Source organism: Erwinia sp. AnSW2-5 (assembly GCF_045107195.1).
In the GTDB taxonomy this organism is placed as follows: domain Bacteria; phylum Pseudomonadota; class Gammaproteobacteria; order Enterobacterales; family Enterobacteriaceae; genus Erwinia.
In genome coordinates this window covers 1-24,804 of sequence record NZ_JBJGXA010000026.1, presented here as the reverse complement: position 1 = coordinate 24,804, position 24,804 = coordinate 1, and the positions used below count along the sequence as shown (strand labels likewise).

The window sequence follows — 24,804 nt, the reverse complement described above, 5'->3', positions numbered from 1 at the left end:
GTTACCCTGATCCACCCAATCGCAATGGACGATGGTCTGCGTTTCGCAATTCGCGAAGGCGGCCGTACCGTTGGTGCAGGTGTTGTTGCTAAAGTTATCGCTTAATTGTCGAAACTTGTCTGGCAGAGTTTGCTCTGCCAGAGCAATAAAAGAGAGCGCTTAGGCGCTCTTTTTTTTTGCCTGTCACTGGCAAAACACACATAGTGTTTGCTTTGCCTCCAAATGTACGTATAATACGCGGGCCTGCCAATATGGTAAGGCGCGATTCGATATGAATCGCAGACAAGTACGAAAGTACATGTCAACAATACTCGCGATATGCGAGTTATGTGCTCAACGATTACACTCCTCCATCAATCGTAATGGATGTGAGTAGTAATTCTTTTCGTTTATAAATAATTGGAGCTCTGGTCTCATGCAGAACCAAAGAATCCGTATCCGTCTTAAAGCGTTTGATCATCGTCTGATCGATCAATCAACTGCGGAAATCGTAGAGACTGCCAAGCGCACTGGTGCGCAGGTACGTGGTCCTATCCCGCTGCCGACCCGCAAAGAGCGCTTTACCGTTCTGATCTCCCCGCACGTCAACAAAGACGCGCGTGATCAGTATGAGATTCGCACTCACAAGCGTCTGGTTGACATCGTTGAGCCAACCGAGAAAACGGTTGATGCTCTGATGCGTCTGGATCTGGCTGCAGGTGTTGACGTGCAGATCAGCCTGGGTTAATCAGGTCATTGAGCGATTGAGAGGTTGAAACAATGATTGGTTTAGTCGGTAAAAAAGTGGGTATGACCCGTATCTTCACAGAAGATGGCGTTTCTATCCCTGTAACCGTGATCGAAATTGAAGCGAACCGCGTTACTCAGGTCAAAGGCCTGGAAAACGACGGTTACACTGCTATCCAGGTAACTACCGGTGCTAAAAAAGCAAACCGTGTAACTAAGCCTGAAGCAGGTCATTTTGCTAAAGCTGGCGTTGAAGCTGGCCGTGGTCTGTGGGAATTCCGCACTGTTGAAGGCGCAGAGTTCACTGTAGGTCAGAGCATTAATGTTGACATTTTCGCTGACGTGAAAAAAGTTGACGTGACTGGAACATCTAAAGGTAAAGGTTTTGCCGGTACTGTAAAGCGCTGGAACTTCCGTACTCAGGATGCTACGCACGGTAACTCCTTGTCACACCGCGTACCGGGTTCTATCGGTCAGAACCAGACTCCGGGCAAAGTGTTCAAAGGCAAGAAAATGGCAGGCCAGATGGGCAACGAGCGTGTAACTGTTCAGAGTCTGGACGTTGTACGTGTTGACGCTGAGCGCAACCTGCTGCTGGTTAAAGGTGCAGTACCCGGTGCTACCGGTTGCGACCTTATCGTTAAACCAGCTGTGAAGGCGTAAGGGGATAGCAATGGAATTAGTATTGAAAGACGCGCAAAGCGCGCTGACTGTTTCCGAAACTACCTTCGGTCGTGATTTCAACGAAGCGCTGGTACACCAGGTTGTTGTTGCTTATGCAGCAGGTGCTCGTCAGGGTACTCGTGCTCAGAAGACTCGTGCTGAAGTAACTGGTTCTGGCAAAAAGCCATGGCGCCAGAAAGGTACCGGCCGCGCCCGTGCAGGTTCTGTAAAGAGCCCAATCTGGCGTTCAGGTGGTGTTACCTTCGCTGCGAAGCCACAGGACCACAGTCAAAAAGTTAACAAAAAGATGTACCGCGGAGCGCTGAAAAGCATTCTGTCTGAACTGGTACGTCAAGATCGTCTGATCGTTGTCGAGCAGTTCTCTCTGGAAGCACCTAAAACTAAGTTGCTGGTAGAGAAACTGAAAGACATGGCTCTGGAAGACGTGCTGATCATCACTGGCGAACTGGAAGAGAACCTGTTCCTGGCCGCGCGTAACCTGTACAAGGTTGACGTACGTGATGCAGCGGGTATCGACCCAGTTAGCCTGATCGCCTTCGACAAAGTCGTTATGACTGCTGCCGCAGTTAAGCAAGTTGAGGAGATGCTGGCATGATCCGTGAAGAACGTCTGCTGAAAGTACTGCGCGCGCCGCACGTATCTGAAAAAGCATCTGCTGCGATGGAAAAAACTAACACCATCGTTCTCAAAGTTGCGAAAGACGCGACCAAAGCAGAAATCAAAGCCGCTGTACAGAAACTTTTCGAAGTAGAAGTTGAAGTCGTGAACACTTTGCTGGTTAAAGGCAAAACTAAGCGTTCTGGACAGCGTATTGGTCGTCGTAGCGACTGGAAAAAAGCTTACGTCACCCTGAAAGAAGGCCAGAATCTGGACTTCGCAGGCGGCGCTGAGTAAGTCGGAGGAGAAGAACAATGGCAATTGTTAAATGTAAACCGACATCTCCGGGTCGTCGCCATGTAGTTAAAGTGGTAAACGCGGAGCTGCACAAGGGCAAACCATTCGCCCCGCTGGTAGAAAAAAACAGCAAATCCGGTGGCCGTAACAACAATGGTCGCATCACTACCCGTCATATCGGTGGTGGTCACAAGCAGGCTTACCGTATTGTTGACTTCAAACGCAACAAAGATGGTATCCCAGCGACCGTTGAACGTCTTGAGTACGATCCGAACCGCTCTGCGAATATCGCACTGGTTCTGTACAAAGACGGCGAACGCCGTTATATCCTGGCCCCTAAAGGCCTGAAAGCTGGCGACCAGATTCAGTCTGGCGTTGATGCTGCGATTAAAGCAGGTAACACTCTGCCGATGCGTAACATCCCAGTGGGTTCTACCGTGCATAACGTAGAAATGAAACCAGGCAAAGGCGGTCAGATTGCTCGCTCAGCTGGTACTTACGTGCAGATCGTTGCCCGTGATGGTTCTTACGTTACCCTGCGTCTGCGTTCTGGTGAAATGCGTAAAGTCGAAATTGACTGCCGCGCGACCCTTGGCGAAGTCGGCAACGCTGAGCACATGCTTCGCGTTCTGGGTAAAGCCGGTGCAGCTCGTTGGCGTGGTATTCGCCCTACCGTTCGCGGTACTGCGATGAACCCAGTCGATCACCCGCACGGTGGTGGTGAGGGTAAAAACTTTGGTAAGCACCCGGTAACTCCGTGGGGCGTTCAGACCAAAGGTAAGAAAACCCGCAGCAACAAGCGTACCGATAAGTTCATCGTACGTCGCCGTAGCAAATAATTTTAGAGGATAAGCCATGCCACGTTCTCTCAAGAAAGGTCCTTTTATTGACCTGCACTTGCTGAAGAAGGTAGAGAAAGCTTTGGAAAGCGGAGACAAGAAGCCACTGCGCACTTGGTCCCGTCGTTCAACGATCTTCCCTAACATGATCGGTTTGACCATCGCTGTCCATAATGGTCGTCAGCACGTTCCTGTCTTTGTTTCCGACGAAATGGTCGGTCACAAACTGGGTGAATTTGCACCGACCCGTACTTATCGCGGCCACGCGGCTGATAAAAAAGCCAAGAAACGCTAAGGCAGGAGGAAGAGATGGAAACTATCGCTAAACATCGCCACGCTCGTTCTTCTGCACAGAAGGTTCGCCTGGTAGCGGATCTTGTACGCGGTAAGAAAGTGTCGCAGGCTCTGGACATTCTGACCTACACCAATAAGAAAGCGGCTGTACTGGTCAAGAAAGTTCTGGAATCTGCCATTGCTAACGCCGAACACAACGATGGCGCTGACATTGATGATCTGAAAGTCACGAAGATCTTCGTAGACGAAGGCCCAAGCATGAAGCGCATTATGCCTCGTGCAAAAGGTCGTGCAGATCGCATCCTGAAGCGCACCAGCCACATTACTGTGGTTGTGTCCGATCGCTGAGACTCTGGAGACTAGCAATGGGTCAGAAAGTACATCCTAATGGTATTCGCCTGGGTATTGTTAAACCCTGGAACTCTACCTGGTTCGCAAATACCAAAGAATTCGCTGACAACCTGGACAGCGACTTTAAAGTGCGTCAGTTCCTGACTAAAGAACTGGCTAAAGCATCCGTTTCTCGTATCGTTATCGAGCGTCCGGCTAAGAGCATCCGTGTGACTATTCACACTGCTCGCCCTGGCATCGTTATCGGTAAGAAAGGCGAAGATGTAGAAAAACTGCGCAAGGTCGTAGCGGATATCGCTGGCGTTCCTGCACAGATTAATATCGCCGAAGTCCGTAAACCGGAACTGGACGCTAAATTGGTTGCTGACAGCATCACTTCACAGCTGGAGCGTCGTGTGATGTTCCGTCGTGCTATGAAGCGTGCTGTACAGAACGCAATGCGTCTGGGCGCTAAAGGGATCAAAGTTGAAGTTAGTGGCCGTCTTGGCGGTGCAGAAATCGCGCGTACCGAATGGTACCGTGAAGGCCGCGTGCCACTGCACACTCTGCGTGCAGACATTGACTACAACACCTCTGAAGCCCACACCACTTATGGTGTAATCGGCGTTAAGGTATGGATCTTCAAAGGTGAGATCCTGGGTGGTATGGCTGCTGTTGAACAACCGGAACCGGCTGCTCAACCTAAAAAGCAGCAGCGTAAAGGCCGTAAGTAAGGAGAGTCGCTGATGTTACAACCAAAGCGTACAAAATTCCGTAAAGTGCACAAAGGCCGCAACCGTGGTCTGGCGCAGGGTACGGATGTTAGCTTCGGTACTTTCGGTCTGAAAGCTGTTGGCCGTGGTCGTCTGACTGCACGTCAGATCGAAGCAGCACGTCGTGCAATGACCCGTGCAGTTAAGCGTCAAGGTAAAATTTGGATCCGAGTATTCCCGGACAAACCAATTACCGAGAAGCCGCTGGAAGTGCGTATGGGTAAAGGTAAAGGTAACGTAGAGTATTGGGTTGCCTTGATCCAGCCTGGCAAAGTCCTGTATGAAATGGACGGCGTTCCAGAAGAGCTGGCCCGTGAAGCCTTCAAGCTGGCAGCAGCAAAACTGCCTATCAAAACCACCTTTGTAACTAAGACGGTGATGTAATGAAAGCTACAGAGCTGCGTGAAAAAAGCGTTGAAGAGCTCAAAACTGAGCTTCTTAACCTGCTGCGTGAACAGTTCAATCTGCGCATGCAGGCAGCATCCGGCCAACTTCAACAGACTCACGTCTTGAAGAATGTGCGCCGTGATGTTGCTCGTGTTAAGACTTTACTGACTGAGAAGGCGGGTGCGTAATGACCGATAAAATCCGTACTCTGCAAGGTCGTGTGACTAGTGACAAAATGGAGAAATCTATTGTTGTTGCTATCGAACGCGTAGTGAAGCACCCGATCTACGGGAAATTCATCAAGCGTACGACCAAACTGCACGTACACGACGAGAACAATGAATGTGGTATCGGCGACGTGGTTGAAGTCCGCGAATGCCGTCCACTGTCCAAGACTAAGTCCTGGACGCTGGTTCGCGTTGTAGAGAAAGCGATTCTGTAATAGAATCTGCCTCTCTAAAAATAAGATAAGCGGCTCGCGAGAGCCGTTTATTTTTTCTACCCATATGCAGGAAGCAGTGTTATAATGCTGCGCCCTCAATATGGGGCTTTTATACGACCTGAATCAGGTCCCGAAGTAGTAGTTGACATTAGCGGAGCACTAAAATGATCCAAGAACAGACTATGCTGACCGTCGCCGACAACTCCGGTGCACGTCGCGTAATGTGTATCAAGGTTCTGGGTGGCTCGCACCGTCGCTACGCAGGCGTAGGCGACATCATCAAAATTACCATCAAGGAAGCAATTCCTCGCGGTAAGGTTAAGAAGGGTGATGTGCTGAAAGCGGTAGTGGTGCGCACCAGGAAGGGTGTTCGTCGCCCGGACGGTTCTGTCATTCGCTTCGATGGTAATGCATGCGTTATTTTAAATAATAACAGTGAGCAGCCTATCGGAACGCGTATTTTTGGGCCGGTAACTCGTGAACTTCGTACTGAAAAGTTCATGAAAATTATCTCTCTGGCACCAGAAGTACTCTAAGGAGCGAAAAATGGCAGCTAAAATCCGTCGCGATGACGAAGTTATCGTGCTGACCGGCAAAGATAAAGGTAAGCGCGGTAAAGTAAAAAATGTTCTGTCTTCAGGCAAACTGATTGTTGAAGGTATCAACCTGGTTAAGAAGCACTCAAAGCCGGTTCCGGCTCTGAACCAACCAGGTGGCATCGTTGAAAAAGAAGCTGCTATTCAGGTTTCTAACGTTGCGCTCTTCAACTCGGCAACCGGCAAGGCTGACCGTGTAGGCTTTAGATTCGAAGACGGCAAAAAAGTCCGTTTCTTCAAATCGAACAGCGAAACTATCAAGTAATTTGGAGTAGTACGATGGCGAAACTGCATGATTACTACAAAGACGAAGTAGTTAAACAACTCATGACTGAGTTTAGCTACAATTCTGTCATGCAAGTCCCTCGGGTCGAGAAGATCACCCTGAATATGGGTGTAGGTGAAGCGATCGCTGATAAGAAACTGCTGGATAACGCAGCAGCTGACTTAGCAGCAATCTCCGGCCAAAAGCCGTTTATCACCAAAGCACGCAAATCAGTTGCAGGCTTCAAAATCCGTCAGGGCTATCCGATCGGCTGTAAAGTAACTCTGCGTGGCGAACGCATGTGGGAGTTCTTTGAGCGTCTGATTTCTATTGCTGTTCCACGTATCCGTGACTTCCGTGGCTTGTCCGCTAAGTCATTCGATGGCCGTGGAAACTACAGCATGGGCGTTCGTGAGCAGATCATCTTCCCAGAGATCGACTATGACAAAGTCGACCGCGTTCGTGGTTTGGATATCACCATTACCACTACTGCGAAATCTGATGATGAAGGCCGCGCACTTTTGGCTGCTTTTAACTTCCCGTTCCGCAAGTAAGGCAGGGTTACTGATGGCTAAGCAATCGATGAAAGCACGTGAAGTCGTTCGCGTGAAACTGGCTGACAAGTACCGCGCTAAACGCGAGGAACTGAAAGCTATCATTTCAAATGTGAACTCATCCGACGAAGATCGTTGGAATGCTGTTCTCAAGCTGCAAACTCTGCCGCGTGATTCCAGCCCGTCTCGTCAGCGTAACCGCTGCCGTCAAACTGGCCGTCCACATGGTTATGTGGGCAAATTCGGTCTGAGCCGTATCAAGTTGCGTGAAGCCGCCATGCGCGGTGAAGTACCTGGCTTGAGAAAGGCTAGCTGGTAATTACCAATTGAATCACGGGAGTAAAGACAGATGAGCATGCAAGATCCGATCGCGGATATGCTGACCCGTATCCGTAACGGTCAAGCCGCGAACAAAGTTGCGGTCACCATGCCTTCCTCCAAGCTGAAATTGGCTATTGCCAACGTGCTGAAGGAAGAAGGCTATATTGAAGAATTTAAAATCGAAGGCGACATCAAGCCTGAACTGGAACTGACTCTTAAGTATTTCCAGGGCAAGGCAGTGGTAGAGAGCATTCAGCGTGTAAGCCGTCCAGGTCTGCGTATCTACAAACGCAAAGACGAACTGCCAAAAGTTATGGCTGGACTGGGTATCGCTGTTATCTCTACCTCTAAAGGTGTTATGACCGATCGTGCAGCTCGCCAGGCAGGTCTTGGCGGCGAAATTATCTGCTACGTAGCTTAATCGGAGGAATAAATGTCTCGTGTTGCTAAAGCACCAGTCGCGATTCCTGCCGGCGTAGAGGTAAAACTCGACGGTCAGGTAATTTCGATTAAAGGTAAAAACGGCGAGCTGACTCGTACGCTCAACAAAGCTGTAGAAGTAAAGCATGCTGACAACACCCTGACTTTCGCTCCGCGCGAAGGTTTTGTGGATGGTTGGGCGCAGGCTGGTACTTCACGTGCTCTGCTGAACGGTATGGTTATCGGTGTTACCGAAGGCTTCACTAAGAAGCTGCAGCTGGTTGGTGTAGGTTATCGTGCAGCCGTTAAAGGCAACTCTGTGAGCTTAGCCCTGGGCTTCTCTCACCCTGTTGACCATGAGCTGCCTGCGGGAATCACTGCTGAATGTCCAACTCAGACTGAGATCGTGCTGAAAGGCGCTGATAAACAGCTGATTGGTCAGGTTGCAGCGGATCTGCGCGCCTACCGTCGTCCTGAGCCTTATAAAGGCAAGGGTGTTCGTTACGCCGACGAAGTCGTGCGTACCAAAGAGGCTAAGAAGAAGTAAGGTAACACTATGGATAAGAAATCTGCTCGTATCCGTCGTGCGACCCGCGCACGTCGCAAGCTCAAAGAGCTGGGTGCTACTCGCCTGGTGGTACATCGTACCCCGCGTCATATTTACGCACAGGTAATCGCACCCAACGGTTCTGAAGTCCTGGTCGCTGCTTCTACAGTAGAAAAAGCTATCAGTGAGCAACTGAAGTACACTGGAAACAAAGACGCTGCTGCTGCTGTTGGTAAAGCAGTTGCTGAACGCGCAATCGAAAAAGGCATCACTGGTGTTTCTTTCGACCGTTCTGGTTTCCAATATCATGGTCGTGTCCAGGCACTGGCAGATGCTGCCCGTGAAGCTGGCCTACAGTTCTAAGGTAGAGGTGTAAGATGGCACACATCGAAAAACAAGCTGGCGAACTGCAGGAAAAGCTGATCGCGGTAAATCGCGTATCTAAAACCGTTAAAGGTGGCCGTATTTTCTCCTTCACAGCTCTGACTGTTGTTGGTGATGGTAATGGTCGCATTGGTTTTGGTTACGGTAAAGCGCGTGAAGTTCCAGCAGCGATCCAGAAAGCGATGGAAAAAGCTCGTCGCAATATGATCAATGTCGCGCTGAACAACGGCACCCTGCAGCACCCTGTTAAAGGTGTGCACACAGGTTCTCGTGTGTTCATGCAACCAGCTTCAGAAGGTACCGGTATTATTGCCGGTGGTGCAATGCGCGCCGTTCTGGAAGTTGCTGGGGTTCATAACGTTCTGGCTAAAGCCTACGGTTCCACTAACCCGATCAACGTGGTTCGTGCAACTCTGGATGGCCTGGCCAACATGAATTCCCCAGAAATGGTCGCTGCTAAGCGTGGCAAATCCGTTGAAGACATTCTGGGGTAATGACCATGGCTAAGACTATTAAAATTACTCAAACCCGCAGTTCGATCGGTCGTTTGCCAAAACACAAGGCAACACTGCTTGGCCTGGGTCTGCGTCGTATTAACCACACCGTAGAGCGTGAAGACACGCCAGCTGTACGCGGTATGGTTAACGCGATTTCCTACATGGTTAAAGTGGAGGAGTAACAGATGCGTTTAAATACTCTGTCTCCGGCCGACGGCTCCAAGCACGCTCCTAGACGTCTGGGTCGTGGTATTGGTTCTGGTCTCGGCAAAACCGGCGGTCGCGGTCACAAAGGTCAGAACTCACGTTCTGGCGGTGGCGTACGTCGTGGTTTTGAAGGCGGCCAGATGCCTCTGTACCGTCGTCTGCCGAAATTCGGTTTCACCTCTCGCAAAGCAATGGTCACTGCAGAAGTTCGTCTGTCTGACCTCGCGAAAGTTGAAGGTGGTATCGTCGACCTGAACACGCTGAAAGCAGCAAATATTATCGGTATTCAGATCGAGTTCGCGAAAGTGATCTTGTCTGGCGAAGTTTCTGCACCGGTAACGATTCGCGGCCTGCGTGTAACTAAAGGCGCTCGTGTTGCAATCGAAGCTGCTGGCGGTAAAATTGAGGAATAAGTAGCAGATGGCTAAGCAACCGGGATTAGATTTTCAAAGTGCCAAAGGCGGTTTTGGCGAACTAAAACGCAGACTTCTGTTTGTAATTGGTGCGCTAATTGTCTTCCGCATTGGTTCTTTTATTCCGATCCCTGGTATCGATGCCACTGTACTTGCCAAACTGCTTGAGCAACAGCGTGGCACCATCATTGAAATGTTCAACATGTTCTCTGGTGGTGCTCTGAGCCGTGCTTCTATCTTTGCACTGGGTATTATGCCGTACATTTCGGCATCTATTATTATCCAGCTGCTGACGGTGGTTCATCCAGCGTTAGCAGAAATCAAGAAAGAAGGGGAGGCTGGCCGTCGTAAGATTAGCCAGTACACCCGGTACGGTACTCTGGTATTAGGTATATTCCAGGCGGTCGGTATTGCTACCGGCCTGCCAAATATGCCTGGAATGCAGGGACTGGTGTTAAATCCAGGCTTTGCTTTCTACTTTACCGCTGTTGTCAGCTTGGTCACCGGGACAATGTTCCTGATGTGGCTGGGCGAGCAGATAACTGAACGAGGTATCGGCAACGGTATCTCGATCATTATCTTCGCTGGTATTGTTGCGGGTCTGCCGCCGGCCATTGGCCATACCATCGAGCAAGCGCGGCAAGGCGACCTGCACTTCCTCCTGTTGCTGTTGGTTGCAGTTCTCGTATTTGCAGTGACCTTCTTCGTTGTTTTCGTTGAGCGTGGTCAACGCCGCATTGTGGTGAACTATGCGAAACGTCAGCAAGGCCGTCGTGTCTATGCTGCGCAGAGCACACATTTACCGTTGAAAGTTAATATGGCCGGTGTAATACCTGCTATCTTTGCTTCCAGCATTATCTTGTTCCCAGCAACCATCGCGTCATGGTTCGGGGGCGGTACTGGCTGGAACTGGCTGACGACTATTTCGATGTCATTGCAGCCTGGTCAACCGCTTTATGTGCTACTCTATGCGACTGCAATCATCTTCTTCTGTTTCTTCTACACAGCGTTGGTTTTCAACCCGCGTGAAACAGCAGATAACCTGAAGAAGTCTGGTGCATTTGTACCAGGTATTCGTCCGGGAGAACAGACGGCGAAGTATATCGATAAAGTAATGACACGCCTGACATTAATCGGTGCGTTGTACATTACCTTTATCTGCCTGATCCCGGAGTTCATGCGTGATGCGATGAAAGTTCCATTCTACTTCGGCGGTACATCACTGCTGATCGTAGTCGTTGTCATCATGGACTTTATGGCTCAAGTGCAAACTCTGATGATGTCAAGTCAGTATGAGTCTGCATTGAAGAAAGCAAACCTGAAGGGCTACGGCCGTTAATTCAGGCGCTTGAGAAGTAACGGAGAGTAAAAATGAAAGTTCGTGCTTCCGTCAAGAAATTATGTCGTAACTGCAAAATCATTCGTCGCGACGGCGTCGTTCGTGTGATTTGTAGTGCCGAGCCTAAGCATAAACAGCGCCAAGGCTGATTTAATCGCATATTTTTCTTGCAAAGTCGGGTTGAGCTGGCTAGATTAGCCAGCCAATCTTTTGTATGTCTATGCGTTTCCATTTGAGTATCCTGAAAACGGGCTTTTCGGCATGGGACGCATAAGTAATTAAATAGGAGTGCATAGTGGCCCGTATAGCAGGCATTAACATTCCTGATCATAAACATACCGTTATCGCATTAACTGCAATTTTCGGTATCGGTAAAACCCGCTCACAGGCTATCTGTGCGTCAACGGGTATTGCTGAAAATGTTAAGATCAGTGAGCTGTCTGAAGAACAAATCGACATTCTGCGTGATGCAGTAGCTAAATTTGTTGTTGAAGGCGATCTGCGTCGTGAAGTCACCCTGAGCATCAAGCGTCTTATGGACCTTGGCTGCTATCGTGGTTTGCGTCATCGTCGTGGTCTTCCAGTGCGCGGTCAGCGTACCAAGACTAACGCACGTACCCGTAAGGGTCCGCGTAAACCGATCAAGAAATAATCGGGGTGATTGAATAATGGCAAAGGCACCAGTTCGTGCACGTAAGCGTGTAAGAAAGCAAGTCTCTGATGGCGTGGCTCATGTCCATGCATCTTTCAACAACACCATCGTAACTATTACCGATCGTCAGGGTAATGCGCTGGGTTGGGCAACAGCCGGTGGTTCCGGTTTCCGTGGTTCTCGTAAGTCTACGCCGTTCGCTGCGCAGGTTGCTGCAGAGCGTTGCGCAGAGGCCGTGAAAGATTACGGTATTAAGAACCTGGAAGTTATGGTTAAGGGTCCTGGTCCAGGCCGCGAATCAACAATTCGTGCTCTGAACGCTGCTGGTTTCCGCATCACTAATATTACTGATGTGACTCCGATCCCCCACAACGGTTGTCGTCCGCCGAAAAAACGTCGCGTATAACGCCCCGTTTTTTAGGAATGTTGGAGAAAGAAAATGGCAAGATATTTGGGTCCTAAGCTCAAGCTGAGCCGTCGTGAAGGCACAGACCTGTTCCTCAAGTCTGGCGTTCGCGCGATTGATACCAAGTGTAAGATTGAACAAGCTCCTGGTCAGCACGGTGCGCGCAAGCCACGTCTGTCTGACTATGGCGTGCAGTTACGTGAAAAGCAGAAAGTTCGTCGTACCTACGGCGTGCTGGAGCGTCAGTTCCGTAACTATTATAAAGAAGCAGCTCGTCTGAAAGGCAACACAGGTGAAAATCTGTTAGCTCTGCTGGAAGGTCGTCTGGATAACGTTGTTTATCGTATGGGCTTTGGCGCCACTCGTGCAGAATCACGTCAGTTGGTTAGCCACAAATCTATTATGGTAAACGGTCGCGTTGTTAGCATCGCTTCTTATCAGGTAACTCCGAATGACGTTGTTAGCATCCGTGAGAAAGCCAAAAAGCAGTCTCGCGTGAAAGCCGCTCTGGAGCTGGCTGAACAGCGTGAAAAGCCAACCTGGCTGGAAGTTGATGCAACTAAGATGGAAGGTGTGTTCAAGCGTATTCCTGAACGTACTGATCTGTCTGCGGACATTAACGAACACCTGATCGTCGAGCTTTACTCCAAGTAAGGCTTAGTACCAAAGAGAGGACACAATGCAGGGTTCTGTGACAGAGTTTCTAAAACCGCGCCTGGTAGATATCGAGCAAGTGAGTTCGACGCACGCCAAGGTGACCCTTGAGCCTTTAGAGCGTGGCTTTGGCCATACTCTTGGTAACGCACTGCGCCGTATTCTGCTTTCATCAATGCCGGGTTGCGCGGTGACCGAGGTTGAAATTGATGGTGTACTGCACGAGTACAGCACCAAAGAGGGCGTACAGGAAGATATCCTGGAAATCCTGCTCAACCTAAAAGGTTTGGCGGTAAGAGTTCAGGGCAAAGATGAAGTTATTCTTACTCTGAATAAATCTGGCATTGGCCCTGTGACTGCAGCCGATATCACCCATGATGGGGATGTCGAAATCGTCAAGCCGCAGCACGTGATCTGTCACCTGACCGATGAAAACGCCGCTATTAGCATGCGTATCAAAGTTCAGCGTGGTCGTGGTTATGTGCCGGCTTCTGCCCGAATTCATTCGGAAGAAGATGAGCGCCCAATTGGTCGTCTGTTGGTCGATGCCTGCTACAGCCCTGTAGAGCGAATTGCCTACAATGTTGAAGCAGCGCGTGTTGAACAGCGTACCGATTTGGACAAGCTGGTCATCGAAATGGAAACTAACGGTACTATCGATCCTGAAGAGGCGATACGTCGTGCAGCTACCATTCTGGCTGAACAACTGGAAGCTTTCGTCGACTTACGTGATGTACGTCAGCCGGAAGTGAAAGAAGAGAAACCAGAATTCGATCCGATCTTGCTGCGCCCTGTTGACGATCTGGAATTGACTGTCCGCTCTGCTAACTGCCTTAAGGCAGAAGCTATCCACTACATCGGTGATCTGGTACAGCGTACCGAGGTTGAGTTGCTTAAAACGCCTAACCTTGGTAAAAAATCTCTTACTGAGATTAAAGATGTGCTGGCTTCTCGTGGTTTGTCTCTGGGCATGCGCCTGGAAAACTGGCCACCAGCTAGCATTGCTGATGAATAACCCGATCACAGGTTAAGGTTTCACTGAGAAGGATAAGGTCATGCGCCATCGTAAGAGTGGTCGTCAACTGAACCGTAACAGCAGCCATCGCCAGGCTATGTTCCGCAACATGGCTGGCTCTTTGGTTCGTCACGAGATTATCAAGACGACCCTGCCAAAAGCGAAAGAGCTGCGTCGCGTAGTTGAGCCGCTGATTACTCTTGCCAAGACCGACAGCGTAGCTAATCGTCGTCTGGCATTCGCCCGTACTCGTGATAACGAGATCGTGGCAAAACTGTTTAATGAGCTCGGTCCGCGTTTTGCGAGCCGTGCAGGTGGTTACACTCGCATTCTGAAGTGTGGCTTCCGCGCTGGTGACAACGCTCCGATGGCTTACATCGAGCTGGTTGATCGTCCAGAAGCTCAAGCAGAAGCTGCAGCAGAGTAATCTGCCGCAGTATTGAAAAAGCCCCGCTTGCGGGGTTTTTTTATATCCAAAATTCCGCCTCCTTTTTATCTCCCTTTCAAATGCGTTATGCTGACTTCAATCTCATAATCAGAGGTCGCCATGTCCTTACTTGATCAATTGGCCGAAAAGCATATTCTTGCTGCTTTGCGTCAGGGTGAACTCGATAATCTCCCCGGCTCTGGCCGAACACTACAGCTAGATGATGACAGTCATATACCGGTAGAGCTCCGTGCAGGCTATCGCATTCTAAAAAACTCTGGATTCTTGCCACCAGAGCTGGAGATGATGCGCGAAGCAATCGAGCTGCATGAACTACTACGCACTGTGGACTCAGAAGAGGACCGCTATCAGCAGCAGGAAAAACAGCTGAGATTGTTGGAAATGAAGCTGAAACAGGCGGGGATCAGTACGGATTTTTTACATGGCGGATATGGCAGAAAAGTGCAACGGCACTTCAGTGAGGAACAGTAATGTATCGTATTGGGCAACTGGCGAAACTGGCTGATGTCACGCCAGATACCATCCGTTTCTATGAAAAGCAGCAGATGATGAATCACGAGATTCGAACCGAAGGCGGCTTTCGACTTTACAGCGATAGTGATCTTCAGCGTCTTAAGTTTATTCGCTATGGCCGGCAGCTGGGCTTCACCCTCGAAGCCATTCGTGAACTGTTATCGATTCGCGTTGACCCTGAACATCACACCTGTCAGGAGTCGAAAACGATCGTACAGAAGCGACTGAATGAAGTTGAAGCCATGCTGACTGAGTTACAGCATATGCAGCGTTCGCTGAAGAGGCTCAATGACGCCTGCTGTGGGACATCCCATAGCAGCGTATACTGTTCAATCCTTGAAGCGTTAGAAAGGGGGGCAACCACAACAATGGCTAAAACTCCGGATTGAATTTCCGAAATAACAGGGCTATATTCTCAGCTGGCATTTACTCACAGGAAGCACTATGACTGTTTATCAACATAAAAAAGGTACTATCCGCGATAATGCACTCGAAGCATTGTTACATGATCCATTGTTCAAAACACGTATTGAAGTTAATCAGAAAGGGAAAGGAAGCTTCCGGCGTAAAGATAAACACGCCAAGAAAGGTAACTGGGAGGCCAGTGGTCAGTGCGCTAATCGCGTATTTACCACTGGCCTTCTGGTTTTTGAGGCATAAAAAAACCGTCAGTCATGACGGTTTCTCTATATTGTGTGTGTTCTACAGTGATTTGTTATTCTGTTCTTTCAACAAGTCACGGATCTCACTCAGAAGTGTTTCTTCCGCAGAAGGTTTTGCCACAGTTTTTTCCACTTCTTTCTTCTTATACATCCTGTTCATCACTTTGATGGCCATAAAAATGGCAAAAGCAACAATGACAAAATCAAAGATGGTTTGCAGGAAAATACCGTATTGCATCACGACTGCCGCTGTTTCCCCTTCGGCTGGTTTCAGTACCCAGGCAAACTGTTTAAAATCAACTCCCCCGATCAGTAGGCCCAGCGGTGGCATAATAATATTTGCCACCAGTGAGGAAACGATTTTGCCAAATGCTGCACCAATGATGACACCGACAGCCAGATCCACCACGTTGCCACGCATCGCGAAATCGCGAAACTCTTTGAATAAACTCATTGTTAGCTCCTGTTTTTGCCAATTTTTTAATTCTAACAAACGATCGGGCTTTTTCCACGGTGATTACAGATAAAAAGCTAAACACCCGGTTAGAACCGGGTGGGGGGAATCAGACAGATTAGAGGAAGAATGGGCTGGGCTGGAACAGACGTTCGACGTCAGGAACAAATTTCTTGTCGGTGAGGAACATGATGACATGATCTCCCTGCTCAATACGCAGGTTGTCATTGGCGATGATCACATCATTACCGCGCACGACTGCACCAATAATCGTGCCGGGTGGCAGTTTGATGTCATCAATCTGGCGTCCTACGACTTTCGATGTTGATTCTTCGCCATGAGCAATCGCTTCAATGGCTTCCGCCACACCACGGCGCAATGAAGAAACGCCAACAATATCTGCCTTACGCACATGCCCTAGCAGGGCTGAGATCGTGGCTTGTTGAGGTGAGATAGCGATGTCGATCACACTGCCCTGAACCAGGTCAACGTAGGCGCGACGCTGAATAAGTACCATCGCTTTCTTGGCACCCATACGTTTTGCCAGCATCGCTGACATGATATTGGCTTCATCGTCGTTAGTGATGGCGATAAACAGATCGATTTGATCAACATGTTCCTCAGCCAGCAACTCCTGATCCGATGCATCACCATAAAAGACGATAGTATTTTGCAGGTTTTGGGCCAGTTCTGCGGCTCGTTGCTGATCACGCTCGATCAGTTTCACGCTGTAATGTTTCTCCAGACGTTGTGCCAGACCAAAACCAATATTGCCACCACCGACGATCATAATGCGCTTGTAGGGTTTTTCCAGTCTCTGATATTCACTCATTACCGCGCGAATATGCTGGCTTGCAGCGATGAAGAACACTTCATCTCCGGCTTCAATGATAGTGGAACCCTGAGGACGGATCGGGCGATCCTGGCGGAAGATCGCTGCGACGCGCGTATCGATATGCGGCATATGCTCGCGCATAACCGATAGGGCATTACCGACAAGCGGTCCACCGTAATAGGCTTTAACAACGGCGAGGCTGACCTTGCCTTCGGCAAAATTAACCACCTGAAGAGCGCCGGGATACTCAATCAGCCGATAGATATTGTCGATCACCAACTGTTCAGGGGAGATCAGGTGGTCGATGGGCACTGCTTCAGGAATAAAGAGTTTGTCAGCATCGCGAATATATTCCGGGGCCCGGATGCGCGCGATACGGTTAGGCGTATTAAATAGAGAATAGGCGACCTGACACGCTACCATATTGGTTTCGTCAGAGTTAGTGACGGCAACCAACATATCGGCATCTTCAGCACCAGCTTCGCGCAATACTCGTGGATGAGAACCGTGCCCCTGGACTACGCGCAAGTCGAACTTATCCTGCAACTGACGCAAGCGCAGGGCATCGGTATCGACTACGGTAATATCGTTGTTTTCACCGACCAGGTTCTCAGCGAGTGTACCGCCGACCTGTCCTGCACCAAGAATGATGATTTTCATTATGCTTCAGTCTGTTGGTTGTCGTTCTGGTTGTGGCGCAGTGTAACGCGCCACGCCGATCACTGTTTTATCAATTTTGCGTAATAGAAACCATCACCGCCATCTGTCTGCGGAAATACCTGAATACCCGGCTGTGAAAGGTCACCTGTATCGCTCAAACGTGCATCAGTATGACGCTGCAGGAACTGGCTTATTTGCTGATGATTTTCTTCCGGCAATATGGAGCAGGTAGCGTACAACAGCGTTCCACCAGACTTCAGATGTGGCCAGATTGCATCCAGGATTTGCTGCTGCAATAACACAAGCTCTGGGATATCACGATCGCGGCGCAGCCATTTAATATCAGGATGGCGCCGTATGACACCCGTTGCCGAGCAGGGCGCATCCAGCAGAATGCGATCGAACAAGGTATTGCCACACCAGACTTCCGGAGTACGGCCATCCCCTGACTTAACTTCCGCCTTCATATCCAGGCGTTGCAGATTCTCACTAACTCTTGTCAGGCGCTGGGCATCAACATCGACCGCCATGACGTCAGCCTGCGGGGCCACTTCCAGAATATGTGTCGTCTTCCCGCCTGGCGCAGCGCAGAGATCGAGGATCTTCTCGCCATTTTGTGGATCAAGCAGTGCTACACAGCCCTGAGCTGAGGCATCCTGAACAGTGACCCAGCCCTTATCGAATCCTGGAAGCTGGCCAACAGCGCATGGCGTTTCAAGCCTTAATGCATCAATGTGTTGCGGATGCTCAAATGCTGTTTTACCGCTTTCCTCAAGGAGTGCCAGCCACGCATTGCGGCTATGATGGTTTCGGTTAATACGCAGCCACATTGGTGGCCTCTGGTTATTAGCCTCGATAATTTGTTGCCACTGACCTGGCCACGCACGCTTCAGACGTTCCAGTAACCACTTTGGATGCAGGTATTGCTGATCGCCATCATTCATCTGCAGCATCAACTCTTCCTGCTGACGCTGGAACTGGCGAAGTACGCCGTTGATCAGACCTTTTAACTGCTGACGTTTCAGCGCAATGGCGCCTTCTACCGTTTCCGCTAATGCCGCATGGGCTGGAATACGTGTATGCATCAACTGATACAGGCCGACCATAATGAGAAAGTGAATGGTGCGTTGCTTGCCTGTCATTGGACGTGACATCAGTTTGCTGATAATCCACTCCAGTTGCGGCAGCGTACGCAGTACGCCATAGCAAAGCTCCTGTAACAGGGCTGCGTCTTTCTCACCGACAGATTTCTGTGCAGCGGGCAGCACGTTACTGAGCGATTGCCCTTGCTCAACGACTTTCTCGATAGTCTGAGCAGCAACACTGCGTAAGTTAGTATTTTTTTTCATAGTGGATTCGCAATTCTTACGGTCCGGCACAAGTACCGGACTGTGTATCAGGCAATAATATTGCCCGGAGTAAACCATTCACGGCGGGAGTTAAGCAGATCCTGGGCTTTCATGGTTTTCTTGCCGGCAGGTTGTAGCTCTTCAATATTCAGCACACCATCAGCAGTTACCACCTGAATGCCATGTTTATCAGCCTGGAGGATCTCACCTGGTTGATGATTGCTGACAGCCGGTAGCACTGAGGCTTTCCACACTTTTACAGGTTGTTCCTCAATGAGGAAATAACTGACAGGCCAGGGATTAAATGCCCGAATGCAGCGCTCCAGCTGTTCGGCAGAAAGCGACCAGTTAAGACGGGCCTCTTCCTTGCTCAGTTTCTCTGCATAACTGACCTGTGATTCATCCTGGACTTCGGGCTGAAGACTACCATTGGCTAACTGTTTCAACGTTGCCAGCATCCCGGTTGGACCCAGGTCTGCCAGCTTGTCGTACAGCGTGGCACTGGTATCGCTGGATTCGATTGGGCAGGCCAGCTTGTAAAGCATATCGCCTGTATCCAGCCCAACATCCATCTGCATGATGGTCACACCTGTCTCTGCATCACCTGCCCACAGCGAACGCTGGATAGGCGCGGCACCGCGCCAGCGCGGTAGCAGGGAACCATGAACGTTGATGCAACCAAGGCGTGGCATATCCAGCACGGCTTTCGGTAGGATCAGCCCGTAGGCTACGACTACCATGACATCAGCATCCAGCGCAGCGACCAGCTGCTGGTTCTCTTCGGGGCGTAGCGATTTAGGCTGGAAAACCGGGATATTGTGGTGTTCGGCCCGTTGTTTTACTGGGCTGGCAGTGAGTTTATTGCCACGACCCGCAGGGCGATCAGGCTGAGTGAATACACCGACAACCTGATGTCCGGATGACAACAGCGCGTCAAGATGACGCGCTGCGAAGTCTGGGGTGCCGGCAAAAATGATTTTTAATGATTCGGACACATTATTCCCTTCAGTCAGCGAACTCAGTCGCGGGCGCTCTGACGATACAGTTTTTCCAGCTTCTGACGAATACGCTGACGTTTCATTGGCGACAGGTAATCAATAAACAGTTTACCCACCAAATGATCCATCTCGTGTTGGATACAGATCGCCAGCAGGCCATCCGCTTCCAGTTCAAAGCTGTTGCCATCACGGTCCAGTGCCCGGACTTTGACTTTCTCAGAGCGAGGCACAAGTGCGCGTTGCTCAGGAATAGACAAGCAGCCTTCTTCAATACCGGTTTCGCCACTTTCTTCCAGCAATTCCGGATTGATGAGAACCAGGCGCTCGTCACGATTCTCAGAAACATCAATAACGATAATACGCTGATGAATATCCACCTGGGTTGCCGCCAGGCCAATACCTTCTTCTGCGTACATTGTTTCAAACATATCATCGACGATACGTTGAATATTAGCATTCACTTCTTTTACGGGGTCCGCAACGATGCGCAGGCGATCGTCAGGAAAATGTAATACCTGCAAAACTGACATAACTTTCCAGATCTGTGTTCAAGGGATTAGATATTTATCTCTCTTATTGTAGACATTTCGCACGGCGATTGACAGCATTCGTGGTGGTAACCTTCAGGGGGAAGGGGCAATATCAGGGAGAGATTCATGTTACCAGTGGAGTGCGCCTTAAGGCTTTCAACTGTGCCCGGGCTATCAAGTTCACAGCGTCTGGCTTTAATGACCGAATTACAGACGATCGCGTTGCCTGACGCCTGCGATCTGGCATCGCTAGGCCTGTCGGTTTTACAGCAGCAGGCGTTTCTTGATTATGATAAACAGATTATTGCTCAGAGTGTTGAATGGCTGGATGCACCTCAGCATCATTTTATTACACCTCTTAGCCCTTATTACCCAGAACAGCTTAAGGCAATCACAAGTTTTCCGTTGCTGCTATTTGTTGCCGGTGATCCGAACCTACTATCTTCGCCACAGTTGGCGGTGGTCGGCAGCCGCCATTGCTCGCATTATGGTCGTGAATGGGGTAGCTGGTTCAGCCAGGCGCTGGCTCTCAGTGGCTTGACGATCACCAGTGGGTTGGCATTAGGCATTGATGGTGTTGCTCATCGTGCGGCGCTGGACGTTCAGGGGAAGACGATAGCTGTGTTGGGTAGTGGGCTTAATGTTCTTTACCCACGGCGCCATCAGGCGCTGGCAGAGCAGATTATTGCCAATGGTGGTGCGCTAGTCTCTGAGTTTCCGTTGTCGGTGCAGCCGCTACGCGCTCACTTTCCCCGGCGTAACCGGATTATTAGCGGTCTCAGCCTTGGCGTACTGGTTGTGGAAGCTACGTTACGCAGTGGTTCACTGGTCACAGCTAAACTGGCTTTGGAACAGAACCGTGACGTGTATGCGCTGCCTGGGTCCTTGGGTAACCCCGGCAGCGAGGGAACACACTGGCTGATTCAGCAAGGTGCATTACTTGTGGCTCATCCCAATAATATTATCGAACAAATACAGAGCGACCTCTCCTGGCTATCAGATTCGTCTCCACTGGAAAACAATTCTGTACAGAGTAGTAATCCTCCATTGCCATTTCCCGATGTGTTGGCTAACGTAGGAGATGAGGTTACACCTGTTGACGTCGTCGCTGAACGTGCCGGCCAGCCTGTGCCAGCCATCGTAGCGAAGCTGCTTGAGTTGGAGTTAGCAGGGTGGATCGCAGCTGTACCCGGCGGCTATGTCCGATTGAGGAGGGCAAGCCATGTTCGACGTACTAATGTACTTATTTGAAACGTATATCCACAACGAAGCAGAAATGCGTGTTGATCAGGATAAATTGACAGATGATTTAACCGATGCAGGTTTTCATCGTGAAGATATTTATAATGCGTTGAACTGGTTGGAGAAGCTGGCGGATTATCAGGAAGGTCTGGTCGCCCCGATTCAGCTGACTACCGATCCGCTGTCTATGCGTATCTACACCGAGGAAGAGAGTCAGCGTTTAGATGCCAACTGCCGTGGCTTTATTCTGTTCCTGGAGCAAATTCAGGTACTGAATCTGGACACGCGTGAAATGGTTATCGAACGTATTATGGCACTTGATACCCTCGAGTTTGATCTGGACGATCTCAAATGGGTGGTGCTGATGGTGTTGTTTAATATCCCTGGATGTGAAAACGCCTATCAGCAAATGGAAGAGCTACTTTTCGACGTCAATGAAGGAATGCTGCACTGAAGATTGCCTTCGTGTACACAATGTTATGAATAAAACAGCGCTTTTCGCTGTGCGAAAAAATGAACCCTGCCCCCAGTGTGGGGCAGAACTGGTTATTCGCTCCGGGAAACATGGCGCTTTTCTTGGTTGCTCACTCTATCCTGAATGCGACTTTATTCGTCCGCTAAAAGGCCAGACTGACGGGCACATCATTAAAGTGCTCGAGGGTCAGCTATGCCCAAAATGCGGCGCTGACCTCGTGTTGCGCCAGGGGCGATATGGCATGTTTATCGCCTGTAGCGATTATCCCGAATGCGAACATACTGAAACCATCGATAAGCCAGATGAAACCACACTTGCCTGTCCCCAGTGCCAGGGGGGGAAGCTGGTGCAACGTCGCTCGCGCTTCGGTAAAACCTTCCATGCTTGTGACCGTTATCCGGATTGCCAGTTTGCGGTGAATTTCACTCCGTTGGAGGGGATCTGCGAGTTTTGTCAGTTCCCGCTGCTTATTGAAAAGAAAACGGCCAGAGGTGTCAGACGTTTTTGCGCCAGTAAAGCCTGTGGCAAACCTGCAACGTTAGAGAATGGTAGTGAAGATGAAATCCGTGGATGAGTCACTAACGCACTGTATTAAGGTGCTGCGTCAGTCGGCAGTGATTGCTTATCCAACCGAGGCCGTATTCGGTTTGGGTTGTGATCCTGACAGCGAGGCCGCAGTGCTGAAACTGCTGGCGTTAAAACACCGCCCGATAGAAAAGGGGCTCATTCTTATTGCGGCTGACTATCAGCAACTGGTTCCTTATATTGCCGACGAGCTGCTCTCTGCGGAGCAAAAAGAGCGGATGTTTTCCCACTGGCCTGGGCCGGTCACCTGGGTGTTACCTGCGCGTGCATCGACACCTGACTGGCTGACGGGGCAATTTTCCTCGCTGGCCGTACGCGTCAGCGATCATCCCGACGTTGCGGCATTGTGCAAGTCGTTTGGTAAACCACTGGTTTCCACCAGTGCCAATCTGACGGGCTTACCACCTTGTCGCAATGTCGCTGAAGTACTTGCACAGTTTGGTGAGGCTTTCCCGGTATTCCAGGGTGAAACCGGTGGTCGCCAGAACCCATCAGAAATTCGCGATGTATTAACCGGCGAACTCATTCGCCAGGGATAAAGAGAACACTTATGCCGTCTTTTGTCGTCTTCGGTAACCCGATTAGCCACAGTAAATCGCCGCGTATTCACCAGCTATTTGCTGAACAAACTGGTATTCCGCACCCTTACGACCGGCTATGTGCTCCACTTGATGGTTTTGAGCAGTCTGCCCGCGAATTTTTTGTTCAGGGTGGCCAGGGGGCAAATATTACTTTGCCGTTCAAACAGCAAGCTTTTGCTCTGTCCAGTGAACTTACGGAGCGCGCAGCGCTGGCAGGAGCGGTCAATACGCTAAAGAAGCTGGATGACGGACGCCTGTTAGGGGATAACACCGACGGGATCGGCCTGTTGAGCGATCTTCTGCGTTTGCAGTTGATTCATCCCGACGATCGGATCCTGTTGATCGGGGCAGGCGGAGCCGCACGAGGCGTGATCCTGCCGCTACTCGCGTTTAATTGCAGTGTAACGGTGACGAATCGCACTCATGCTCGGGCTGAAGAGTTGGTGGAGCTGTTCCAGCACCACGGCGGTATTCGTGCTCTCGCGCAGAATGAATTGTGCGATGCTCAGTTCGACCTGATCATCAATGCGACCTCAAGCGGTGTAGAAGGAGGCATTCCTGATCTTCCTGCCGGGCTGTTGAATGCGCGTAGCCGTTGCTATGACATGTTCTATCAAGTGGGAGATACACCTTTCCTGCAATGGTGTCGCCAGCAAGGATCGACTCAGATGGCCGACGGTCTGGGAATGCTGGTGGGGCAGGCGGCGCACTCCTTTATGTTGTGGCATGGTGTTATGCCGGAAATCACGCCAGTCATCAATGTGCTGAAACAAGAGATGAGCGTGTGAACCAGGCGATTCAGTTCCCTGAACGTGAATGGTGGGATGAATCGCTACAGGCCGTTTGCTTCAGTGCGTTGGTGAACGGTTTTCAAATGGTTTGTGCTATTGACGGCGAAGCATTGCTTCGCCGCTTTACTACTACAGGAGATCCCCTGGTCTGCTTCTGTCTGAATCGCTGGGAGCTGGAAGAGGATGCCGAGCTGGCGATCAAACATCATAAAGAAGATGCTCAGGGTTGGGTATGGCTCTCTTCTGACAAATAGTCATTTTTCCAGCCAACATAGTTATTAGCCGAATAGAGCAGGCCACCAATCTCCTCCTCTGTTAGTGGGCGTATCTTTTTCGCCGGGCTGCCTAAATAGAGATAACCGCTTTCAAGGCGTTTACCAGGTGAGACCAGGCTCCCTGCTCCTATCATCACATCATCTTCTACTATCACGCCATCCAGCAGAATGGATCCCATTCCAACCAGAACACGATCACCAATCGTGCAGCCGTGTAGCATCGCTTTATGCCCGACGGTGACATCTTCCCCAATAACCAGCGGATGGCCTTCAGGGTTAGCGGCTGATTTATGGGTTAAATGCAGAATACTGCCATCCTGGATATTACTGCGTTTGCCAATAGTGACTCTGTTAACATCTCCCCGGATCACAACCAGAGGCCAGATGCCGACATCATCAGCCAGCACGACGTCACCAATCACCACGCTGGTGGTATCGATCATCACGCGTTCGCCTAACTGAGGACGCACTCCTTTATATGCTCGTATATTGTGATTCATAACTACCTCTTTGCCGATACGATCCCAGTAGCCTAGTTCCGGAAGCGATCTTTGATCAATGATTGGTGAAAAAGACGCGGTAATTTTGTGCGGATCGCCTGAGATCTCAGCGATAAGAGTGAAAACTCAGCAACCAAAAAGAAAGATCCAAAAAAGGCTTGTGCAATAAATTCGGATCCCTATAATGCGCAACCACTGAGACGGCAAACGGCGTAACGCCAGCGGCTCAGGAGGTTCAGGAAGCATCTGAACCGCCGGAAAAACTTC

Annotated in this window: 43 protein-coding genes and 1 pseudogene; 38 read left to right on the top strand and 6 right to left on the bottom strand. The window is 50.1% G+C overall.

The window, feature by feature from the left end:
* The 32 genes and pseudogenes from ACFL9S_RS16990 to ACFL9S_RS16835 form a co-directional block, all read left to right on the top strand.
* Positions 1 to 105, top strand: a pseudogene (locus tag ACFL9S_RS16990) (elongation factor Tu); the annotation flags it as partial.
* Positions 106 to 415: 310 nt separating this feature from the next.
* Positions 416 to 727, top strand: coding sequence for a 30S ribosomal protein S10 (gene rpsJ / locus ACFL9S_RS16985; protein ID WP_001181005.1), 312 nt, complete (start codon positions 416 to 418; stop codon positions 725 to 727).
* 32 nt (positions 728 to 759) lie between these two features.
* On the top strand, positions 760 to 1,389 hold the full coding sequence (gene rplC, locus ACFL9S_RS16980; RefSeq protein WP_048917638.1) for a 50S ribosomal protein L3: 630 nt from the start codon (positions 760 to 762) through the stop codon (positions 1,387 to 1,389).
* Between the two features lie 10 nt (positions 1,390 to 1,399).
* Positions 1,400 to 2,005: a 50S ribosomal protein L4 gene (rplD, locus tag ACFL9S_RS16975; RefSeq protein WP_133847027.1), complete on the top strand. Its 606-nt coding sequence runs from the start codon at positions 1,400 to 1,402 to the stop codon at positions 2,003 to 2,005.
* Entirely contained in the window at positions 2,002 to 2,304 is a 303-nt protein-coding gene (gene rplW, locus ACFL9S_RS16970) for a 50S ribosomal protein L23 (RefSeq protein WP_062749336.1), read from the top strand. Before rplD ends, rplW begins: the two co-directional genes overlap by 4 nt.
* Positions 2,305 to 2,321: 17 nt before the next feature.
* Positions 2,322 to 3,143: a 50S ribosomal protein L2 gene (rplB, locus tag ACFL9S_RS16965; RefSeq protein ID WP_133847026.1), complete on the top strand. Its 822-nt coding sequence runs from the start codon at positions 2,322 to 2,324 to the stop codon at positions 3,141 to 3,143.
* A 16-nt stretch (positions 3,144 to 3,159) separates the two neighbouring features.
* Entirely contained in the window at positions 3,160 to 3,438 is a 279-nt protein-coding gene (gene rpsS / locus ACFL9S_RS16960; protein WP_004160590.1) for a 30S ribosomal protein S19, read from the top strand.
* Positions 3,439 to 3,452: 14 nt separating this feature from the next.
* Positions 3,453 to 3,785, top strand: coding sequence for a 50S ribosomal protein L22 (gene rplV, locus ACFL9S_RS16955; RefSeq protein ID WP_000447532.1), 333 nt, complete (start codon positions 3,453 to 3,455; stop codon positions 3,783 to 3,785).
* Positions 3,786 to 3,802: 17 nt separating this feature from the next.
* Positions 3,803 to 4,501, top strand: a complete 699-nt coding sequence (rpsC, locus tag ACFL9S_RS16950) for a 30S ribosomal protein S3 (protein WP_002919766.1) — start codon at positions 3,803 to 3,805, stop codon at positions 4,499 to 4,501.
* Positions 4,502 to 4,513: 12 nt separating this feature from the next.
* The gene (gene rplP, locus ACFL9S_RS16945; protein ID WP_002438716.1) at positions 4,514 to 4,924 is read left to right on the top strand and encodes a 50S ribosomal protein L16; all 411 of its coding nucleotides are present in this window, start codon (positions 4,514 to 4,516) and stop codon (positions 4,922 to 4,924) included.
* A complete protein-coding gene (gene rpmC / locus ACFL9S_RS16940; RefSeq protein WP_405263044.1) occupies positions 4,924 to 5,115 on the top strand; it encodes a 50S ribosomal protein L29 in 192 nt (63 codons plus the stop codon). Before rplP ends, rpmC begins: the two co-directional genes overlap by 1 nt.
* On the top strand, positions 5,115 to 5,369 hold the full coding sequence (gene rpsQ / locus ACFL9S_RS16935) for a 30S ribosomal protein S17 (RefSeq protein ID WP_133847025.1): 255 nt from the start codon (positions 5,115 to 5,117) through the stop codon (positions 5,367 to 5,369). The genes rpmC and rpsQ overlap by 1 nt, the downstream gene beginning before the upstream one ends.
* Positions 5,370 to 5,533: 164 nt before the next feature.
* Positions 5,534 to 5,905, top strand: a complete 372-nt coding sequence (gene rplN / locus ACFL9S_RS16930; RefSeq protein WP_015960712.1) for a 50S ribosomal protein L14 — start codon at positions 5,534 to 5,536, stop codon at positions 5,903 to 5,905.
* 10 nt (positions 5,906 to 5,915) lie between these two features.
* Positions 5,916 to 6,230 carry a 50S ribosomal protein L24 gene (rplX, locus tag ACFL9S_RS16925; protein WP_048917632.1) on the top strand — a complete coding sequence of 105 codons (315 nt, stop codon included), beginning with the start codon at positions 5,916 to 5,918 and terminating at the stop codon, positions 6,228 to 6,230.
* Positions 6,231 to 6,244: 14 nt separating this feature from the next.
* Positions 6,245 to 6,784 (top strand): 50S ribosomal protein L5, encoded by a 540-nt coding sequence (gene rplE / locus ACFL9S_RS16920; protein WP_013204126.1) that lies wholly within the window; start codon positions 6,245 to 6,247, stop codon positions 6,782 to 6,784.
* Positions 6,785 to 6,797: 13 nt separating this feature from the next.
* Entirely contained in the window at positions 6,798 to 7,103 is a 306-nt protein-coding gene (gene rpsN, locus ACFL9S_RS16915) for a 30S ribosomal protein S14 (RefSeq protein ID WP_133847024.1), read from the top strand.
* Between the two features lie 30 nt (positions 7,104 to 7,133).
* The gene (gene rpsH / locus ACFL9S_RS16910) at positions 7,134 to 7,526 is read left to right on the top strand and encodes a 30S ribosomal protein S8 (RefSeq protein ID WP_405263043.1); all 393 of its coding nucleotides are present in this window, start codon (positions 7,134 to 7,136) and stop codon (positions 7,524 to 7,526) included.
* A gap of 12 nt (positions 7,527 to 7,538) precedes the next feature.
* A complete protein-coding gene (gene rplF, locus ACFL9S_RS16905) occupies positions 7,539 to 8,072 on the top strand; it encodes a 50S ribosomal protein L6 (RefSeq protein ID WP_405263042.1) in 534 nt (177 codons plus the stop codon).
* A 9-nt stretch (positions 8,073 to 8,081) separates the two neighbouring features.
* Positions 8,082 to 8,435 (top strand): 50S ribosomal protein L18, encoded by a 354-nt coding sequence (gene rplR, locus ACFL9S_RS16900; protein ID WP_004160572.1) that lies wholly within the window; start codon positions 8,082 to 8,084, stop codon positions 8,433 to 8,435.
* Positions 8,436 to 8,449: 14 nt separating this feature from the next.
* A complete protein-coding gene (gene rpsE / locus ACFL9S_RS16895) occupies positions 8,450 to 8,950 on the top strand; it encodes a 30S ribosomal protein S5 (protein ID WP_004160571.1) in 501 nt (166 codons plus the stop codon).
* 5 nt (positions 8,951 to 8,955) lie between these two features.
* A complete protein-coding gene (gene rpmD, locus ACFL9S_RS16890; RefSeq protein ID WP_004160569.1) occupies positions 8,956 to 9,135 on the top strand; it encodes a 50S ribosomal protein L30 in 180 nt (59 codons plus the stop codon).
* 3 nt (positions 9,136 to 9,138) lie between these two features.
* The gene (gene rplO, locus ACFL9S_RS16885; RefSeq protein WP_200644131.1) at positions 9,139 to 9,573 is read left to right on the top strand and encodes a 50S ribosomal protein L15; all 435 of its coding nucleotides are present in this window, start codon (positions 9,139 to 9,141) and stop codon (positions 9,571 to 9,573) included.
* Positions 9,574 to 9,580: 7 nt separating this feature from the next.
* Complete coding sequence (gene secY, locus ACFL9S_RS16880; protein WP_004160567.1) at positions 9,581 to 10,912, top strand: preprotein translocase subunit SecY; 1,332 nt, start codon at positions 9,581 to 9,583, stop codon at positions 10,910 to 10,912.
* 32 nt (positions 10,913 to 10,944) lie between these two features.
* On the top strand, positions 10,945 to 11,061 hold the full coding sequence (rpmJ, locus tag ACFL9S_RS16875) for a 50S ribosomal protein L36 (RefSeq protein WP_004160566.1): 117 nt from the start codon (positions 10,945 to 10,947) through the stop codon (positions 11,059 to 11,061).
* 146 nt (positions 11,062 to 11,207) lie between these two features.
* A complete protein-coding gene (rpsM, locus tag ACFL9S_RS16870; RefSeq protein ID WP_048917626.1) occupies positions 11,208 to 11,564 on the top strand; it encodes a 30S ribosomal protein S13 in 357 nt (118 codons plus the stop codon).
* Positions 11,565 to 11,580: 16 nt separating this feature from the next.
* Positions 11,581 to 11,970 (top strand): 30S ribosomal protein S11, encoded by a 390-nt coding sequence (gene rpsK, locus ACFL9S_RS16865; protein ID WP_004160563.1) that lies wholly within the window; start codon positions 11,581 to 11,583, stop codon positions 11,968 to 11,970.
* A gap of 33 nt (positions 11,971 to 12,003) precedes the next feature.
* Positions 12,004 to 12,624: a 30S ribosomal protein S4 gene (rpsD, locus tag ACFL9S_RS16860; RefSeq protein ID WP_012442832.1), complete on the top strand. Its 621-nt coding sequence runs from the start codon at positions 12,004 to 12,006 to the stop codon at positions 12,622 to 12,624.
* A 25-nt stretch (positions 12,625 to 12,649) separates the two neighbouring features.
* Positions 12,650 to 13,639 carry a DNA-directed RNA polymerase subunit alpha gene (locus ACFL9S_RS16855; protein WP_002919219.1) on the top strand — a complete coding sequence of 330 codons (990 nt, stop codon included), beginning with the start codon at positions 12,650 to 12,652 and terminating at the stop codon, positions 13,637 to 13,639.
* Positions 13,640 to 13,679: 40 nt separating this feature from the next.
* Positions 13,680 to 14,066, top strand: coding sequence for a 50S ribosomal protein L17 (gene rplQ, locus ACFL9S_RS16850; protein ID WP_003850180.1), 387 nt, complete (start codon positions 13,680 to 13,682; stop codon positions 14,064 to 14,066).
* Between the two features lie 120 nt (positions 14,067 to 14,186).
* Positions 14,187 to 14,558 (top strand): DUF1992 domain-containing protein, encoded by a 372-nt coding sequence (locus tag ACFL9S_RS16845; RefSeq protein WP_405263041.1) that lies wholly within the window; start codon positions 14,187 to 14,189, stop codon positions 14,556 to 14,558.
* Positions 14,558 to 14,989: a Zn(2+)-responsive transcriptional regulator gene (zntR, locus tag ACFL9S_RS16840; RefSeq protein ID WP_405263040.1), complete on the top strand. Its 432-nt coding sequence runs from the start codon at positions 14,558 to 14,560 to the stop codon at positions 14,987 to 14,989. The genes ACFL9S_RS16845 and zntR overlap by 1 nt, the downstream gene beginning before the upstream one ends.
* A gap of 55 nt (positions 14,990 to 15,044) precedes the next feature.
* Positions 15,045 to 15,260, top strand: coding sequence for an alternative ribosome-rescue factor A (locus ACFL9S_RS16835; RefSeq protein WP_405263039.1), 216 nt, complete (start codon positions 15,045 to 15,047; stop codon positions 15,258 to 15,260).
* 42 nt (positions 15,261 to 15,302) lie between these two features.
* Here the strand turns inward: ACFL9S_RS16835 and mscL are convergent, their stop codons facing one another.
* The 5 genes from mscL to def form a co-directional block, all read right to left on the bottom strand.
* Positions 15,303 to 15,716, bottom strand: a complete 414-nt coding sequence (mscL, locus tag ACFL9S_RS16830; RefSeq protein ID WP_405263045.1) for a large-conductance mechanosensitive channel protein MscL — start codon at positions 15,714 to 15,716, stop codon at positions 15,303 to 15,305.
* A gap of 118 nt (positions 15,717 to 15,834) precedes the next feature.
* Entirely contained in the window at positions 15,835 to 17,211 is a 1,377-nt protein-coding gene (gene trkA, locus ACFL9S_RS16825; protein WP_405263038.1) for a Trk system potassium transporter TrkA, read from the bottom strand.
* Positions 17,212 to 17,270: 59 nt separating this feature from the next.
* Positions 17,271 to 18,560 carry a 16S rRNA (cytosine(967)-C(5))-methyltransferase RsmB gene (gene rsmB / locus ACFL9S_RS16820; protein ID WP_405263037.1) on the bottom strand — a complete coding sequence of 430 codons (1,290 nt, stop codon included), beginning with the start codon at positions 18,558 to 18,560 and terminating at the stop codon, positions 17,271 to 17,273.
* Between the two features lie 47 nt (positions 18,561 to 18,607).
* Entirely contained in the window at positions 18,608 to 19,555 is a 948-nt protein-coding gene (gene fmt / locus ACFL9S_RS16815; protein WP_405263036.1) for a methionyl-tRNA formyltransferase, read from the bottom strand.
* Positions 19,556 to 19,578: 23 nt separating this feature from the next.
* Entirely contained in the window at positions 19,579 to 20,088 is a 510-nt protein-coding gene (gene def, locus ACFL9S_RS16810; protein WP_405263035.1) for a peptide deformylase, read from the bottom strand.
* 126 nt (positions 20,089 to 20,214) lie between these two features.
* Here def and dprA point away from each other — a divergent pair, with 126 nt between their 5' ends.
* The 6 genes from dprA to ACFL9S_RS16780 are packed head-to-tail and all read left to right on the top strand — an operon-like array spanning position 20,215 to position 24,016.
* On the top strand, positions 20,215 to 21,339 hold the full coding sequence (gene dprA, locus ACFL9S_RS16805) for a DNA-protecting protein DprA (protein ID WP_405263034.1): 1,125 nt from the start codon (positions 20,215 to 20,217) through the stop codon (positions 21,337 to 21,339).
* Complete coding sequence (gene smg / locus ACFL9S_RS16800; protein WP_133847011.1) at positions 21,311 to 21,784, top strand: DUF494 family protein Smg; 474 nt, start codon at positions 21,311 to 21,313, stop codon at positions 21,782 to 21,784. Before dprA ends, smg begins: the two co-directional genes overlap by 29 nt.
* A 25-nt stretch (positions 21,785 to 21,809) precedes the next feature.
* Positions 21,810 to 22,379, top strand: a complete 570-nt coding sequence (locus ACFL9S_RS16795) for a topoisomerase DNA-binding C4 zinc finger domain-containing protein (RefSeq protein WP_405263033.1) — start codon at positions 21,810 to 21,812, stop codon at positions 22,377 to 22,379.
* Positions 22,363 to 22,929 (top strand): L-threonylcarbamoyladenylate synthase type 1 TsaC, encoded by a 567-nt coding sequence (tsaC, locus tag ACFL9S_RS16790; protein WP_405263032.1) that lies wholly within the window; start codon positions 22,363 to 22,365, stop codon positions 22,927 to 22,929. The genes ACFL9S_RS16795 and tsaC overlap by 17 nt, the downstream gene beginning before the upstream one ends.
* 11 nt (positions 22,930 to 22,940) lie before the next feature.
* Entirely contained in the window at positions 22,941 to 23,759 is an 819-nt protein-coding gene (gene aroE / locus ACFL9S_RS16785; protein WP_405263031.1) for a shikimate dehydrogenase, read from the top strand.
* Positions 23,756 to 24,016, top strand: a complete 261-nt coding sequence (locus tag ACFL9S_RS16780) for a DUF1488 domain-containing protein (protein ID WP_405263030.1) — start codon at positions 23,756 to 23,758, stop codon at positions 24,014 to 24,016. The genes aroE and ACFL9S_RS16780 overlap by 4 nt, the downstream gene beginning before the upstream one ends.
* Here the strand turns inward: ACFL9S_RS16780 and ACFL9S_RS16775 are convergent.
* The gene (locus ACFL9S_RS16775; protein WP_405263029.1) at positions 23,983 to 24,537 is read right to left on the bottom strand and encodes a gamma carbonic anhydrase family protein; all 555 of its coding nucleotides are present in this window, start codon (positions 24,535 to 24,537) and stop codon (positions 23,983 to 23,985) included. The two genes, ACFL9S_RS16780 and ACFL9S_RS16775, sit on opposite strands and share 34 nt — an antisense overlap.
* Positions 24,538 to 24,804 lie beyond the last annotated feature (267 nt).